A 14,647-nucleotide genomic window follows, 5' to 3' on the forward strand; every position below is an offset into this window, starting at 1 on the left:
GGCGGGCGACACGCGATGACCGGACGCCCGCCGCTCGACTTCCGCCGCAGCGCCGATCGCTTCGACGCCGACTGGTACCGGTCCGCCTATCCGGACCTGCCGGCCGGCGACGCCGACGCCGCCTTGGCGCATTTCGTCGACATCGGCAGCCGCGAAGGCCGGCAGCCGAACCCGGACTTCGCCGCCGACTGGTACCTGCAGCGCTATCCGCGAGCGGCCGCGGCGGTGGCCGAAGGCCGGCTGACCGGCGCGTTCCACGACTACCTCCTGCGCCGGCGCCAGGGACTGCCCCGGCTCGCCGGACCACCGGCGGTCGCGGTCGGGGTGTCGCTGGCGGATGCCGGCCCGCACGATGCCGCGACCGTCCTGCGACTGGCCGCGCGGGCGCCGGGCTGGGGCTTCTGGCTGCTGGCCCCGCCCGGTACCCTGCCGGACGGCGCGGCCGGGCCGAACGTCGCGATCGTGTCGTCCCCGGAAGAGCTGCCGCCGCTCGACCTCTGGCTGCGGTTCGGCGACGGCCCCCTGCCTGCGCCCCCGGATGCCCCACCGGACCCTGCCGCTCTGTCGCTGCCGCTCGGCTCGCCGGTTCCCACACCGGACGGCCTGGACCGGACGCTCGAGACCCTGCGCCGCCGGCTGCTCGCCGTCCGACCGGTGGTCCCGGCCTGCCGGACCGACAGTGGCCCGATGCACATCGACGGCCGCCGGGTCGCGGCGCTGCGGCTGACCGTCCGACGCCACGGCGGCGACCCGCCCGGTGGCGGCCCGCTTGGTGGCGGAGTCGTGCTGCGGGACTCCGGCGGAATCGTCGCCGAGCTGCCGCCGGCCACGGACGAGCCGCTCGCCGCGACCGTCGGCGTCCGCGGCCTTTGCGATCTCCGGATGACGGTCTCCCGCGGCCTGCGCGTCGATCTCGCGCCCGCCGACCCGCCGCCGGCTCGGCCGCTCGACCTGATCGTGACGGGCCACGGCGGCCAGGGCCGCCCGGCCTGGCAGCGGACCCTGGAATCGGTCGCCGAGGTCGCTCCCGCCGAAAGCCTATTGGTCGTCACCCCGCCCCGGCTGGCGCTGCCCGACGGGACGCGAACGTGCGGCTCGCTCGCCGACGCGCTGGCTGTCGCGCGCCGACCCGCCCTGGTGGTACCGGTCGGCGTCCGGCTGTTCCCGCAGGCCGTCGACGACGCCCTGGCCGGTCTCGCCCGGGGCGGACGATCGATCCTGTCGTTTCCGGCCATCCGCCATCCCGACGGCCACCTGGCGCCCTGGCCCCAGGGCGACCGGCCGGTCGACCCGGCACTGTTCGCCTCCTGGGAGCGCGGCTGCGTGATCCTGTTCTCGACGGGCGGCCGCCGCCGGGCGGCCGGGCTGGCGGCGCACGGCCGGGCCTGGCGCCCCGAACCGGCCCGCGGTGTCGCCTTCGCCGCCCTCCTGCCCGAGGCGTGGCCGTCCCGGCTCAAGGTCCGGCGCGACCGGGCTCCCGACTGGCTGCGGCTCGATGCCCGGCCCGACGGCGCGGTGCTGGGCCGGCTGCGCCTCAAAGGCCGTCGGCTGGCCGAGGGGGGGACACTGATCCTGACCGGTCGGACCGACGGTGCGCTGGCCGCCCCCTGCCGCGTGGTCGTGCGGCGGCCCGAGCGGCCTGGCGCCGGACCGCCCGACGTGATCGCGCGCCTCACCCTGCCGGCGTCCGGATCGTTCGCCTGGGCGATCGAATTGCCGGGCGGGCCGAAGGCGTCGGACACGATCGAGATCGTTCCGCAAGGCGGCTGGCAGACCGTTCAGGACAGCCCGGATCCCCGCCCGCGACTGTTCCAGCTGGGGTCCGTCGCCTACCGCCCGCCGCCGATCAGGCCGAGCGCCAGCAGCCGGTCGCGATAGCGGGCGCCGGCGGCGGCCGGCGAGAAGGTGCGCTCGGCGTGCCGGCGGCCGGCCTCGGCGATCCGGCGCGTGCCCTCGGCATCCTCGTAGACCCGGCGCATCCGGGCGGCGGCATGGTCGACGCTCGGCTCGGCCCAGCGCTGGCCCTCGCCGCCCGGATACTGGCCGGGCCGGACGGCGGTCAGCCGGTAGTCCACCGGGAAACCGGTCTCCCCGGTCACGAAGTCGGCGCTGCCGGACCAGCCGGTGGCGATCACCGGCCGCCCCAGCAGCATGGCCTCCGCCAGCCCGCGCCCGAAGCCCTCGCTGCGATGCAGCGACACGAAGGCGTCGGTGCATCCCATCAGCCCGATGATCTCGCCCCGCGCCATGGTGCGGTCGATCAGCATGATCCGCGGATCGTCCTCACTCGCCCCGGCCAACTTGCGCCAGGCCGCCGAGCGGCGGTCGGCCCGCATGGTCTTGACCACCAGCCCGACCGGCTCGTCGCGCGAAGGGAACGCCCGCCGGAACGCCTCGATGCAGGCCCAGGGGTTCTTGCGATGCGGATAGGACAGGAAATCGAAGCTGAAATGGAACAGGAACGCGTTCTCCGGCAGCCCGAAATCGGCCCGCCGCCAGCGCCGGTGGTCGGGCGGCAGCTCGACCGCCGGCGGCATCACCACGACCGGCACCGGCGCGTGCCCGGCATAGGCGTCGTGGGTGTACCGGCTGATCGTCCAGATCTCGTCGACGAGGTCGTAGGCGCCTTCCCAGCGCCGCGGCCAGACCGGCAGCTCCCACGGCCAGTGACCGATCAGGTAACGACCACGCAGTTCCTCGACCCCGCGGGTGGCGGCGACACGGACGGTCTCGACCCCGGTCATGGCGAACACCACCGCCCGGTGACGCGGCCGGTCCGCCAGCAGGTCGTCGAGGCGCCGGTCCTCCTGACGGACCGACGGGTCGGGCCGGACGTCGATCGCCGCCCGCGCGACGCCGACCTCGGCGAGCGCCCGGGCCAGCATCCGCACGTCCTCGCCGATCCCGAGCTCGCCCCGGGCGTAGCCGACCAGGTCGACGCCCTCCTGCGGCTCCGCCGGCGCGGAGACCGGCGCGCAACGGCCGCCACCGGCGAACCGGGCCTCGCCACGGGCCCGCCACCACTCGACATACCCGGCCACGCCGTCCGGGCGGGACAGGTCGAAGCGGTCGCGCAGCTCCGGGTCGGCCCCCCAGCTCTCCGCCATCAGGTTCGACAGCCCGGTCTCCGGCGCCTCGTGCCACGGGGCGTGCAGCCAGTCGCTCTGCTCCGGCGACAGCAGCCACGCCAGATCCTGTTCGTGCATGCCGACGGTCAGGTACCAGCGTGCGAACCGGCACCGGGCATCGGCCTGCCGCAGATCGAAGCTGGCCTGCAGGTCCGGACGCACCCGCCAGAGATGCGCCATCAGCCGGGTGATGGCCGGCGTGCCCGGACGGTCGGCGGGCAGCATCGGCCGGTTCAGGTCGTCGCGTGTGGCCGGCCCGACCATCTCGTCCAGCTTCAGCTCGCGCGCACCGTGCAGCGCGAACCACCACACGAAGTCCTCGGCAGCGTCGGGCAAGGGGAACGCTTCCCGGACGTCCTCGCGCGCCCGCCAGGCCAGCCGCATCAGCCCGGTGACCGGCGTCGGCTCGTCGATCGGGCACTCCGGGTCCGGCTGGTTCAGCCCCGGGAAGTGGCCGACCCTGGCGAGCTCGGAGACCGCCCGGTAGTCGCCCCGCCCCTCCGTCAGGCACCAGGTCACGAAGCCGGCGCGCCCCTCCGGGTCGTCGAGGTCGAAGCGTCTCGCCAGGTCCGGACGCTGCTCGTAGATCGCCAGCAGCAGCCTCGGCACCGCGATCGGAAAACCGGCGGAGCCCGGCAGGGCCGGCGCGCCGGCGAGCCTCAGCTTGTCGGCGATCCGGGCCCGACTCATGCCAGCCGTTCGATCTCGGGAATCAGGCTGGCCGGCACGCCCCAGCGGGCCTCGGCATCGGCCATCAGCGTCTCGATCGCGGCCCCCCAGAGCCGCTGCTGGCGCCAGCGGTTGACCATGGTCGCCACGCTCTTGCCATGGGCGTCGTGGCGCTCGATCGACTGCCGCTCGACGTGATAGAGGGCGGCCGCCGGCTCGTACCAGCATCCGAGACCGGCCTCGCGCAGCCGCAGCGAGAAGTCGGAATCCTCGAAGTCTCCGATCACGAAGTTCTCGTCGAAGCCGCCGAGCCGGTCGTACACCGACCGCCGGACCGCCAGGCAGGCCCCGGTCAGCGCCGGTACTTCGCGCGCCCGGTTGGCGTCCGGGTGGCTGCGCGGAAAGCCCTTGGCGATGTGGCGGTTGAACCAGCAGCCGTCGGACGACCGGTCGAAGTACAGGCCGGCAAACTGCAGCGAGTCGTCGAAATACAGCAGCTGCGCCCCGGACGCCCCGATGCCCGGCCGCTCGAGGGCCGCCAGCAGCGGGTCGAGCCAGCCCGGCGCGTCCGGGACCACGTCGGAGTTCAGCAGCACCAGGTCGCGGCCGCGCGCCACCCGCGCGCCGGTGTTGACGGCGGCCGCGAAGCCGAGATTGGCGACATGCACGACCATCGTGGTCGGCCGGCCGTAGATCAGCTGCTCGCCACGCAGGCGCCCCTCCAGGAACTCGGCCTGCTCGGGCGAATCCAGGACGTAGATCACCTCGACGTCGGCCAGTTGCGGGTCGCGCGCGAAGGCCGCCTGCTGGAAACCGATGAAGTTGAGGTTGCGGTACAGCGGCACGATCACCGAGGCGCGCGGCTCCGCCACCGGTCGGCCGACCCGGACCTGCGCCCGGACCCGTGCGGCGGTCGGGTAGCGCGCCATGTGGGCCGCATGCAACCGCTCCACCGCCGGAGCCACCGCCTGGGTTATCGCCCCGTCGATCTCGGCCGAAGCCGGCAGGCTGACCAGGATCCAATCGCGGGCGCGCCGCGGATCCGGATCGGCCGCCGGTGCCGTGGCCTCCAGGCGGGCACCGCTCTTCAGGACGACATCGACGCTCCACGGACCGTCGGCCCCGCCCTCGGCATAGGCGACGAAACCGGCGCGCTCGGGCACCGGCAGGCCGGCGTCCCGCCAGCGCCCGGACGCCTCGGCGTTCACCACCGGCCAGAGGGTCGGCAACGCGATCCGCCTGCCGGTCGCGTCGACCGCCTCGATCCGGTCCACCCGGCCGGTCGGATCGACCAGCCAGCCGCGCACCAGGACGCCGCCGCCGGGCACCGGCACGACTCCGTCGATCCCGTAGCGGAACATCTTGACCGGCTGCCCGTCCGGCCCTCGGCTTCCGCCACCGAAAAGCACCCGGCAGTCTTCGATCAGCGCGCTTGCGGAAGCCGATGCCCCGGCCGACGCCGTCGCCCAACGCTCGAGCGCCTGGACGAACCGCGACCCGGCTTCCGGCTTCATCCCTTCGAGGTAGCGGAACAGCACGTCGCTCGGGCGCGGTCGCTGCTCGTCGAGCCGCAGTTGCCAGATCGCGGCGCCGGCGAACCCGACGAGCCGGTCCGCTCCCTCGGGCCCGGTCCCCACGGCCTGGAGGATCCAGTACTGCCCGCTCTCCGCCCCGTCGATCGGACCCGGTTCGCGCCGCACCCCGTCGGGACCGACCCGGTGCGCGGCGCCGAGCGCCGGAAGGTCCCGGGCGGTCAGGCGCAGCAGGGTATGGCCGTCGCCGAGCGCGATCGCCGCCCGGGTCCCGACCCGGACCGCCTCGACGGCGTCCAGAACGTTCCGGCAGGCCGCCGAGAGCGCCGGCCCGTTGCGGCGCAGATGCGCCGGAACCGTCTCCAGCAGATGGCGAAGCAACGCCGCCCGGGCGCCCGGCACCAGCCGCGGCACCAGTTCGTCGATCGGCCGCTCGTCGCCGAGGGCCGCGCGATGCGGCGTGCCGGCGGCGTCCGCGACGGTCAGTTCCTGGCCGCCGGCCGGCCGTCGCATCAGCAAGGCGACGCCACTGCCGGGCGCCTCGATCCGACCGGCGCCGAACAGGACGTAGGGGGCTGGCAGGGGTCGGTCGTCGACACGCAGCGCGACCTGCGAGACCCGGGTGGCCGCCGGAAGATCCGCGAACCAGGCTAGGACCACGTCGTCCGCGACGGCGAAGATCATGCGGGACACCAATACTGTCTAAAGGCTCGCCCGGGCACGGCCGGGACCGCGGCATGCTCGCGGCACAGGATAGCAACTGCCCCGAAACGCGCGAACCCCGGCCGTTGCCGGCCGGGGTCCGTCGAATTCGGCAGTCCCGGGTGGATCAGACGATCTGCACCCAGCTGCTGATGTTGGCCTTCAGGTTGGCCTCGGTCACGCCGGTCAGCGTGATGGTCTGGCTACCGAGCGTGATCACCGCGTTGCCGCTGCTGTCGCTGGAGATCAGGCTCACCAGGTCGCTCGGCGAGGTGATGCTGAGGCCGTTGATGTTCTGGGCGATCTGCAGCACGTCGGAGCCGCCCGAGAAGTCGGCCACGACGTCGTTGCCGCCGTTGCTGCCGAACACGAAGGTGTCGCTGCCGCTGTTGCCGAACAGCGTGTCGTCGCCGCGGTTGCCGTGCAGGACGTCCTCGTTCTGGCCGCCGTACAGCACGTCGTTGCCCTGGCCGCCGTACAGCGTGTCGTTCTGCTGGTTGCCGTAGACCACATCGTTGCCGGTGTTGCCGTACGCTACGTCGGAGTCGCGACCGCCGTAGTTCACGTCGTTGTCGGCGCCGCCGGTGATGGTGTCGTTGCCGATGCCGCCATAGAAGGTGTCGTTGCCGGCGTCGGAGCCGATCGCGTCGTCGCCCTGGTTACCGTACAGCACGTCGACGCCCTCGCCGCCGTACACGATATCGTTGCCGGCGCCGCCCCGGATCTGGTCGTCGCCCAGGCCGCCGGTCACGCTGTCGCTGCCGTCGCCGCCCAGCACGCTGTCGTTGCCGCCGCCGCCGACCAGCGACGCGTTACCCGAACCGGAGACGATGACTGTCTTGCCGACCGTGCCGGACAGCTGGACCGTCGTGGTCTGGCCGGAGGTCAGCTGGATGTTCGAGATCGGCGTCGTGTCGCTCACCGTCGTGGTGCCGCCGATGGTCGGCGTCACCGTCGTGATCGACGTCTCGGTGATCCCGAGAGTGTCGAGGAACGAAGAGATCTGCGCCCCCTGGGACGCCGAGACAACTGTGTTGCTGCCGGAGTCGAAAAGTCCACCCGCTACCGTCGCCACGACCCGCCCTCCTAAGGTAACCGAAAGTAATATGCCCCACTGGCCGTCGTGCTAACGCACTCGTCGTTCTGACGGCACCCTCTTAGTTCCTGCGACAATATATCTCCGATCTCGTAAGCGCCGCCAACCAAAAAATTCGGCTGGAACAAGGCAGTTGGGGGAACCACCACGGCGCCGAGGCCGGCATTTTCGGGCCACGTCCCGCAGGAATCCGCGGGACGTGGCCCCGTTTCAGGGCACCGGCAGATCCCGTTCGGTGTTTTCTGAAAATTTGATTCTCTTTCGGCACACCCCTTCTTGAAGCGCGCGGATGCGGTCACTCGCGGAACTCCGGACCGGCCCGGACCGTGCGCCAGAATCCGTCCGACGTCTCCAGCAACGCCCGGAATCCGGTGCGGTCGAGCATCAGCTCGGTCTCGCGCTGGGCGGCGTCCAGCACCGAATCCGTGTCGACCCTGATCGGCCGGCGAGCTTCCAGCACCACCTCGCCGTCGACGATGACGGTGTGCACGTCGTTGCCGTTGGCGAAATAGACCACCCGGAACACCGGCATGTTGGCCGGATACAGGTGCGGGCGGCGCAGGTCGAGCAGCACGACGTCGGCCTTCTTGCCGGGTTCGAGCGAGCCGATCTCGGCCTCCAGCCCGAGTGCCCGGGCGGCGTCGATCGTGACCATCTCCAGCGCCTTGCCGGGTGGCAGCCAGCTCGGGTCGCGGTGGAAGGTCCGGTGATAGTGCATCCCCTGCTGCACGTGCCGGAACAGATCCCCCGACCGGTCGGGGGCGGTGGCGTCGGAGCCGAAGCACACCGTCACCCCGGCCTCCAGCAGCTCGGTCACCGGGCAGCGCGCCATGATGGCGGCGACCGCGCTCGGGTTGCTGACGATCCGGGTATCGGTCTCGGCGCAGATCGCGATCTCCTCGTCGGTCAGCCCGGTGGCGTGCGACAGCAGCGCATCGGGACCCAGCAGGCCGAGTTCGTGGGCGATCTTCACGCTGCCGGTGGTGTGGCCGTCCTGGGTGAATAGCAGCCCGCGATCGCGCGACAACGCCCGCACCTCCCGGGCCTGTGCGCGGGCGGCATCGAGGTCGGCGGCGCCGAGCCCGCTCACATGTTCGTCGCGCAGGGTCGGGGTGATCAGGGCAATGCGGATCCGGTTCCCGTGGCTGCCGTGCCAGCGGTCGATCAGCCGGCGGCAGGTCGTCATCTGGTCCTCGAAGCCGACCAGCCGCTCGGTACCGCGTTCCGGATCGGCGTAGCGGCGCGGATGCGGCGGCCGGGTCGGGCCGACCGCGACCACCGAGCGGGTGCCGACCGCCACGACGCCGGCGCAATGGGCGTCGCCGTAGGCCGGGTCGTCGGTCCGCAGGATGGTGTCGCCGCCGCCCAGCAGCGAGACCCCGGTGGTGACCCCGAAGGTCAGGCGCTCGAGCGCCGCCAGCTCGGCCTCGGCCCGCCAGAACGCCTCGGTCGAGGCGACCGTGTAGGCGGTCTCGCAGGCCTGATACCACAGGTCGCCGCGGCCGCCGCCCAGGGTCTTGATCAGGCCGTGGCCGGCATGGGCATGGCCGTCGATCAGCCCGGGCAGCACGGCCTTGCCGCGGGCGTCGATCACCCGCGGCGCCGGGTGCGCCGCCGCCACTTCGGCGGTCGGGCCGACGGCGGCGATCCGGTCGCCGGCGATCGCCACCGCGCCGTCCTCGATCACGCGACGCTCCGGGTCGACGGTCACGACGACGCCGTTGACGATCAGGATGTCGGCCATTGGTCACGCTCCATCGGTCGGTCGATACGGGGTGGCGATACGTGGTGATACTGCGGTGCGACAGCGTCCTTCCCAGGCCGCCGAAGCTCGAACATTATGCCATCGGCCCGCCGGTTTCGCCCGGTGTCGACGGGTCCCGTCCTCCCCCCTTCCCGACCGGACGACTCCCGAGCCCAGAGGGTACCTTGTCAGTCTCCGCCTCCGAATCGCCCGTCCCGGCCCGCCCGCTTCCCGCCGCCGCCGACGTGGTGGTGATCGGTGGTGGCGTCGCCGGCGTCAGCACCGCCTACTACCTGGCCCGCGCCGGCGTCTCGGTCGTGCTGTGCGAGAAGGGCCGGGTCGCCGGCGAGCAGTCGTCGCGCAACTGGGGCTGGGTCCGCCAGCAGGGCCGCGACGTCCGCGAGCTGCCGCTGATGATCGAGAGCCTGCGCTGCTGGCACGACCTGGCCCGGCAGGTCGACGAGGACATCGGCTTCACGGTCGGCGGCGTCACCTACCTCTCGGAGACCGAAGCCGACCTGGCGCGGCACGAGGCTTGGCTCGCCAGCGTCAAGGAGTTCCAGCTCGACAGCCGGATGCTGAGCCCGGCCGAGGTCGACGCCATGCTGGGGCGCACCGACCGCCGGTTCCTGGGCGCCCTGCACACCCCGAGCGACGCCCGCGCCGAGCCGGCCAAGGCGGTGCCGGCGATCGCCCGGGCGGCCGAGCGCCTGGGTGCCGTGGTCCTGGAACGCACCGCGGTGCGCACGGTCGACCGCGAGGGCGGCCGGATCGCCGGCGTGGTCACCGAGCACGGCCGCATCGCCTGCCGGTCGGTGGTGCTGGCCGGCGGCGTGTGGTCCCGCCCGTTCCTGGAGAACATCGGCCTGTCGCTGCCGCAGCTCGCGGTCAAGTCGTCGGTGCTGCGCACCTCCCCGGCGCCGAAACTGTGCGAGAGCACGTTCGGCGGCGTCTCGGCCTCGATCCGGCCGCGCCAGGACGGCGGCTACACGGTGGCGCGCAGCGGCGCCTCGCGGTTCGACATCATCCCCGCCGCCTTCACGCATTTCCGGGCGTTCACGCCGGTGCTGCGCCGCGAGTGGCGGAAGATCAAGCTGCGCTTCGGCCGGCCGTTCTTCGACGCGCTCGGCCAGCGCTCGTGGCGCGAGGACCAGATGAGCCCGTTCGAGGCGATCCGGGTGTGGGACCCGGAACCCGACCACGCCGTGCTCGACGACGTCATGCGGGCGGCCCGGTCGCTGTACCCGCAGCTCGCCGACGCGCAGCCGGTGGAGCGCTGGGCCGGCATGATCGACGTCACGCCCGACGAGATCCCCGCCCTCGGCCCGATCGACGCGATCCCGGGGCTGTTCATTGCCACCGGGCTGTCCGGACACGGTTTCGGGATCGGTCCTGGGCTCGGCTACGCGATGGCCCAGATGGTGCGCGGCGAGCCGACCTTCATCGACCTGTCGATGCTACGCTACGCCCGCTTTCAGGAGCCGGGCGGCATCAGGTCGGCGGCGGAGGCCTGAGGCGGGACCGGTCGCCGGAGCGGACGAGAGACGGAGGCACCGCACCCATGACCACACCGGACATCGTGATCGTCGGCGGCGGCATCAACGGCTGCGCCACCGCCTACCAGCTGGCGCGGGACGGCCATCGGGTGGTCGTGGTGGAACGCTACGCCCCCGCCGCCATGGCGTCCGGCTGGACCCTCGCCGGGGTCCGGCAGTCCGGCCGCGACCCGGCGGAGCTGCCGCTGGCCCGGGCCGCCGTCGAGCTCTGGCCCTCCCTGTCGGACGAGCTCGGCGCCGAGACCGGCTACACCCGCGACGGCAACCTGCGGCTGGCCCGGACCGAGGACGAGGTCGACGTCATCCGCCGTCTGGTGGACGACCAGCGCGACGCCGGCCTCGAGCTGACCTTCCTGGAGACCAACGACGACATCCGCGCGGTCGCACCGGCGATCGCGCCGACCGTGCTGTCCGCCTCGTTCTGCCCGACCGACGGCCATGCCGACCCGCTGGCGACCGTCGAGGCCTACAAGGCCGCCGCCGAACGCCTCGGTGCGGTGTTCCGGCTCGGCGAGAGCGTGCGGTCGATCGACGTCAAGAACGACCGGGTCGCCGGTGTGGTGACCGACCGGGTGCGGATCGACTGCGGGGTCTGCGTGGTCGCCGGCGGCGTGCACGCCAACGACCTGCTGACCCCGCTGGCGCTGACCGTGCCGCTCAGGATCCCGATGGTGACGGTGCTGCAGACCGACCGGGTGCCGCCGCTGCTGAAGCCGGTGCTGGGCGCCGCCAACGCCGACTTCGCCGCCCGCCAGCAGCTCGACGGCCGGCTGCGGGTCACCAGCGGCGCCACCGACTGGCACGGCGCCATGGAGGACGGGCCGCTGCCGGTGGTCAATCCGTCGGTCGACAGCGTGGCCGCCACCATCGAGACCGTCGCGGCGGCCCTGCCGGTGTTCCGCGAGGCCAGGGTCGCGCGGATCTGGGCCGGGCTGCTGGACCTGACGCCGGACGCCCTGCCGGTGATAGAGCGGGCACCGGAGATCGACGGGCTGGTGATCGCCACCGGCTTCTCCGGCCACGGCTTCGGGATCGCCCCGATGACCTCCCTGCTGCTGCGCGACCTGGTGGTCGGCGACACGCCGCGGCTGGCGGTCGACGCGTTCCGCCGCAGCCGGTTCGCCGAGGCCGAGCCCGGCGGTCCCGCCGCCTCGCTGACTCTGCACGGATAAGGGAGAACACCGATGAGCGGGTTCCGGCGCAGCCGCGAGGCGCTGGTCGACGCGACCATCACGGTCGACGGCGAGCCGGTGGCTGCGGTCGAGGGCGAGAGCGTGGCGAGCGCGCTGATCGCCGCCGGCCGCGCCGGCTTCGCGGTCAGCGGCAAGACCGGGCACCGGCTCGCCCCGTACTGCCTGATCGGCGCCTGCTTCGGCTGCCTGTGCGAGATCGACGGCCGGCCGCAGGTCCAGGCCTGCCTGGAGCCGGTCCGCAGCGGGATGGTGGTGCGGACCCGCAACCCGGAGCCGCCCCATGACCGCTGAGCGGGCCGACCTCGCGATCGTCGGCGCCGGACCGGCCGGGCTGGCGGCGGCGGCGACCGCCGCCGGCATCGGCTTGCGCGTCACCGTCCTGGACGAGCAGCCGGGGCCTGGCGGCCAGGTCTGGCGCGGCCTGGAGCGCCGCGGCGGCGACCGCGCCGGCATCGACCTGCTGCGCCGGGTGCGGGCGTCCGATGCCGTGCTCCGGTCGCGCACCACGGTGGTCGACGTCGGGTTCGGGGGCGACGAGCCGGTCGTGACCTGGCTGGACGGCGACCGGGTCGGCCGCACCATGGCCCGAGCGCTGATCCTGGCGGCCGGGGCGATTGAGCGGACGGTGCCGTTCCCGGGCTGGACCCTGCCCGGGGTGATGGGGGTCGGCGCCCTGCAGACCGCGCTGAAGTCGGGCGGGCTGGTGCCGGACCCGAGGGACGGCGGGCTGGTGATCGCCGGGCGCGGGCCGCTGGTGCTGCTGTATCTCTCCCAGGTGCTCGCCGCCGGCGGCACGGTTTCGGCGATCCTCGACACCGCAGCCCCCGGCCGCTCGCTCGCCACCCTCGCCCGCCGGCTGCCGGCGGCTCTCCTCGGCGACGCTGCCGGCTTCGTGCGCGGCGCCATGCTGCTGGCCCGCCGGGCGCTATCCCGGGTGCCGGTGCATCGCGGCGTCCGCCGGCTGGTCGCCGAGGGGGCCGAGCGGGTCGAGGCGGTCCGCTTCACCGACGCCGCCGGCGACCACGTCCTGCCGTGCTCGGTCCTCGGCGTGCACGACGGCGTCGTCCCGAACACCCAGATCGGCCGGCTGCTGCGGCTCGACCACGACTGGCGGGCCGGCCAGCGCTGCTTCGCGCCGGTCACCGACGACTACGGCCGGGCTTCGCGTCGCGGCGTCTGGGTCGCCGGCGACGGCGCCGGGATCGAGGGCGCCGAGGCGGCGCAGCTGGCCGGCCGGCTGGCCGCGCTCGACGCCGCCCGGGTCATCGGGGTGCTCTCCGAGCCAGCCTTCGCCAACCAGGCGCCGTCGCTGCTGCGCCGCCGCGCCGGCCTGCAGATGGCCCGCCGGTTCCTGGACGCTCTGGACCCGCCGCGCGACCCGGCCGTCGAGCTCGCCGACGGCACCATCGTGTGCCGCTGCGAGGAGGTGACCGCCGGCGAGATCCGGTCGGCGATCGCCGCCGGCGCCGGCGGCCCGAACCGGGCGAAGACCGCCACCCGCTGCGGCATGGGCGCCTGCCAGGGCCGGATGTGCGGGCCGGTACTTTCGCAGATCGTGGCCCGCGAGACCGGCCGGCCGGTCGGCGAGGTCGGGGCGCTGCGGATCCGGCCGCCGCTGAAGCCGGTGCCGATGGGGGCGATCGCCGCGCTCGCGACCGGCGATCCGTTCGACCCGGAAGAGCTGTGATGGCCGGAAGAGCTGTGATGGCCGGAGGAGCTGTGATGGCCGGAGGCGCTGCAAAGACGGCCCGGCCCGACATGATCGTGATCGGCGGCGGCCTGATCGGCCTGTCGACCGCCGTGGCCGCGGCCCGCGCCGGAATGGCGGTCACCCTGCTGGAGGCCCGGACCTGCGGGCGGCACGCCTCCAGCGCCAGCGCCGGCGGGGTGCGGTCGCTGAACCGGCATCCGTCCGAGATCGCCATGGCCCGGGCCGCGCTGGAGCTGTGGCGCAGGGCGCCGGAGCTGTTCGGCGACCATTGCGGCTATGCCGAGTCCTCGCAGGTCCGGGTGGCCGAGGACGAGGCCGCGCTGGACGGGCTGAAGGCCCGGCTGGCGCTGTCCACCGGCCTCGGCTGGAACCACGAGAAGCTGATCGAGCGGGACGAGCTGTACCGGCGGGTGCCGGCGCTGGCCGGGCACTGCCTCGGCGCCCTGGTGGTCGAGGACGACGGCTTCGCCGACCCGCTGCGCGCCGTCCACGCGTTCCGCCGGACCGCCCGGTCGCTCGGCGTGACCATCCTGGAGAACACGCCGGTCGCGACGATCGAGCGCGACGGCGCCGCGGTGGCGATCGGTACCGCCGACGGGACGGCGTACCGGGCGGCGACCGCCGTCAACTGCGCCGGCGCCTGGGGAGCAGGGCTGGCGGCGGCGGTCGGCGAGCCGGTCGACGTCCGCCCGGTCGCCCTGCAGATGACCGTGACCGAGCCGGTGCCGGCGTTCGTGAAGCCGGTGATCGGCACCCAGGGCCGCAAGCTGTCGCTCAAGCAGTCGGAGATCGGCACCGTGGTGATCGGCGGCGGCTTCGAGGGCCGGGCCGACCTGGCGACCGGCGACAGCGACCTCGATTTCGAAGGCGTGACCCTGAACCTGGCCAACGCGGTGCGGCTGTTCCCGGTGCTGGCGACAGCCCGGGTGGTGCGGACCTGGTGCGGCATCGAGGGCATCGCCCGCGACGACCTGCCGGTGCTCGGCCCCAGCGCCACGATGCCCGGCCTGATCCACGCCTTCGGCTTCAGCGGCCACGGCTTCGCGCTGTGCCCGCTGATCGGCGAGGTGGTCCGCGACCTGGCCGGCGGCCGCAACCACGCCTTCGACCTCGGCCCGTTCGCGCCGGACCGCTTCGCGTCGACCTGACCGAGGATACCTCGGCGGCGGGTGGTTTCCGGCTCGACCGCGCCGGGGCGGCGCATCCGTCCGGAATGACGACAGAGGGGGAACGACACGCGATTGTCCCCCTCCCCCTGTCGTCATTCCGGGCACCCCCGGATCCTGTCCGGGGGCGACCCGGAACCCACCCGCCGC

At 73.6% G+C, this 14,647-nt stretch carries 10 protein-coding genes; 6 read left to right on the plus strand and 4 right to left on the minus strand.

Annotated features, from left to right (window positions below):
• Positions 1–15 precede the first annotated feature (15 nt).
• Positions 16–1,878, plus strand: coding sequence for a hypothetical protein (locus IE246_RS11550; RefSeq protein WP_189989536.1), 1,863 nt, complete (start codon positions 16–18; stop codon positions 1,876–1,878).
• Here the strand turns inward: IE246_RS11550 and IE246_RS11555 are convergent.
• From IE246_RS11555 to IE246_RS11570, 4 genes are all read right to left on the minus strand, one after another.
• Positions 1,830–3,818 carry a glycosyltransferase gene (locus tag IE246_RS11555; protein ID WP_189989538.1) on the minus strand — a complete coding sequence of 663 codons (1,989 nt, stop codon included), beginning with the start codon at positions 3,816–3,818 and terminating at the stop codon, positions 1,830–1,832. The genes IE246_RS11550 and IE246_RS11555 overlap by 49 nt on opposite strands.
• On the minus strand, positions 3,815–6,013 hold the full coding sequence (locus IE246_RS11560; protein ID WP_189989540.1) for a glycosyltransferase family 2 protein: 2,199 nt from the start codon (positions 6,011–6,013) through the stop codon (positions 3,815–3,817). The genes IE246_RS11555 and IE246_RS11560 overlap by 4 nt, the downstream gene beginning before the upstream one ends.
• Positions 6,014–6,158: 145 nt before the next feature.
• Positions 6,159–7,106 (minus strand): calcium-binding protein, encoded by a 948-nt coding sequence (locus tag IE246_RS11565; protein ID WP_189989542.1) that lies wholly within the window; start codon positions 7,104–7,106, stop codon positions 6,159–6,161.
• Positions 7,107–7,422: 316 nt separating this feature from the next.
• Positions 7,423–8,871 (minus strand): amidohydrolase family protein, encoded by a 1,449-nt coding sequence (locus IE246_RS11570; protein WP_189989543.1) that lies wholly within the window; start codon positions 8,869–8,871, stop codon positions 7,423–7,425.
• A 185-nt stretch (positions 8,872–9,056) separates the two neighbouring features.
• Here IE246_RS11570 and IE246_RS11575 point away from each other — a divergent pair, with 185 nt between their 5' ends.
• From IE246_RS11575 to IE246_RS11595, 5 genes are read left to right on the plus strand one after another with little or no spacing between them, the layout of a single operon-like run.
• The gene (locus tag IE246_RS11575; protein ID WP_189989545.1) at positions 9,057–10,385 is read left to right on the plus strand and encodes an NAD(P)/FAD-dependent oxidoreductase; all 1,329 of its coding nucleotides are present in this window, start codon (positions 9,057–9,059) and stop codon (positions 10,383–10,385) included.
• A gap of 47 nt (positions 10,386–10,432) precedes the next feature.
• A complete protein-coding gene (locus IE246_RS11580; protein WP_189989547.1) occupies positions 10,433–11,599 on the plus strand; it encodes an NAD(P)/FAD-dependent oxidoreductase in 1,167 nt (388 codons plus the stop codon).
• A gap of 12 nt (positions 11,600–11,611) precedes the next feature.
• Positions 11,612–11,911: a (2Fe-2S)-binding protein gene (locus tag IE246_RS11585; protein ID WP_189989549.1), complete on the plus strand. Its 300-nt coding sequence runs from the start codon at positions 11,612–11,614 to the stop codon at positions 11,909–11,911.
• Positions 11,901–13,307 carry an FAD/NAD(P)-dependent oxidoreductase gene (locus IE246_RS11590; RefSeq protein WP_189989551.1) on the plus strand — a complete coding sequence of 469 codons (1,407 nt, stop codon included), beginning with the start codon at positions 11,901–11,903 and terminating at the stop codon, positions 13,305–13,307. The genes IE246_RS11585 and IE246_RS11590 overlap by 11 nt, the downstream gene beginning before the upstream one ends.
• Before the next feature lie 35 nt (positions 13,308–13,342).
• Entirely contained in the window at positions 13,343–14,479 is a 1,137-nt protein-coding gene (locus IE246_RS11595) for an NAD(P)/FAD-dependent oxidoreductase (protein WP_189989553.1), read from the plus strand.
• Positions 14,480–14,647 lie beyond the last annotated feature (168 nt).

Origin of the sequence: Thalassobaculum fulvum (assembly GCF_014652915.1) — a bacterium.
GTDB classification, from domain to species: domain Bacteria; phylum Pseudomonadota; class Alphaproteobacteria; order Thalassobaculales; family Thalassobaculaceae; genus Thalassobaculum_A; species Thalassobaculum_A fulvum.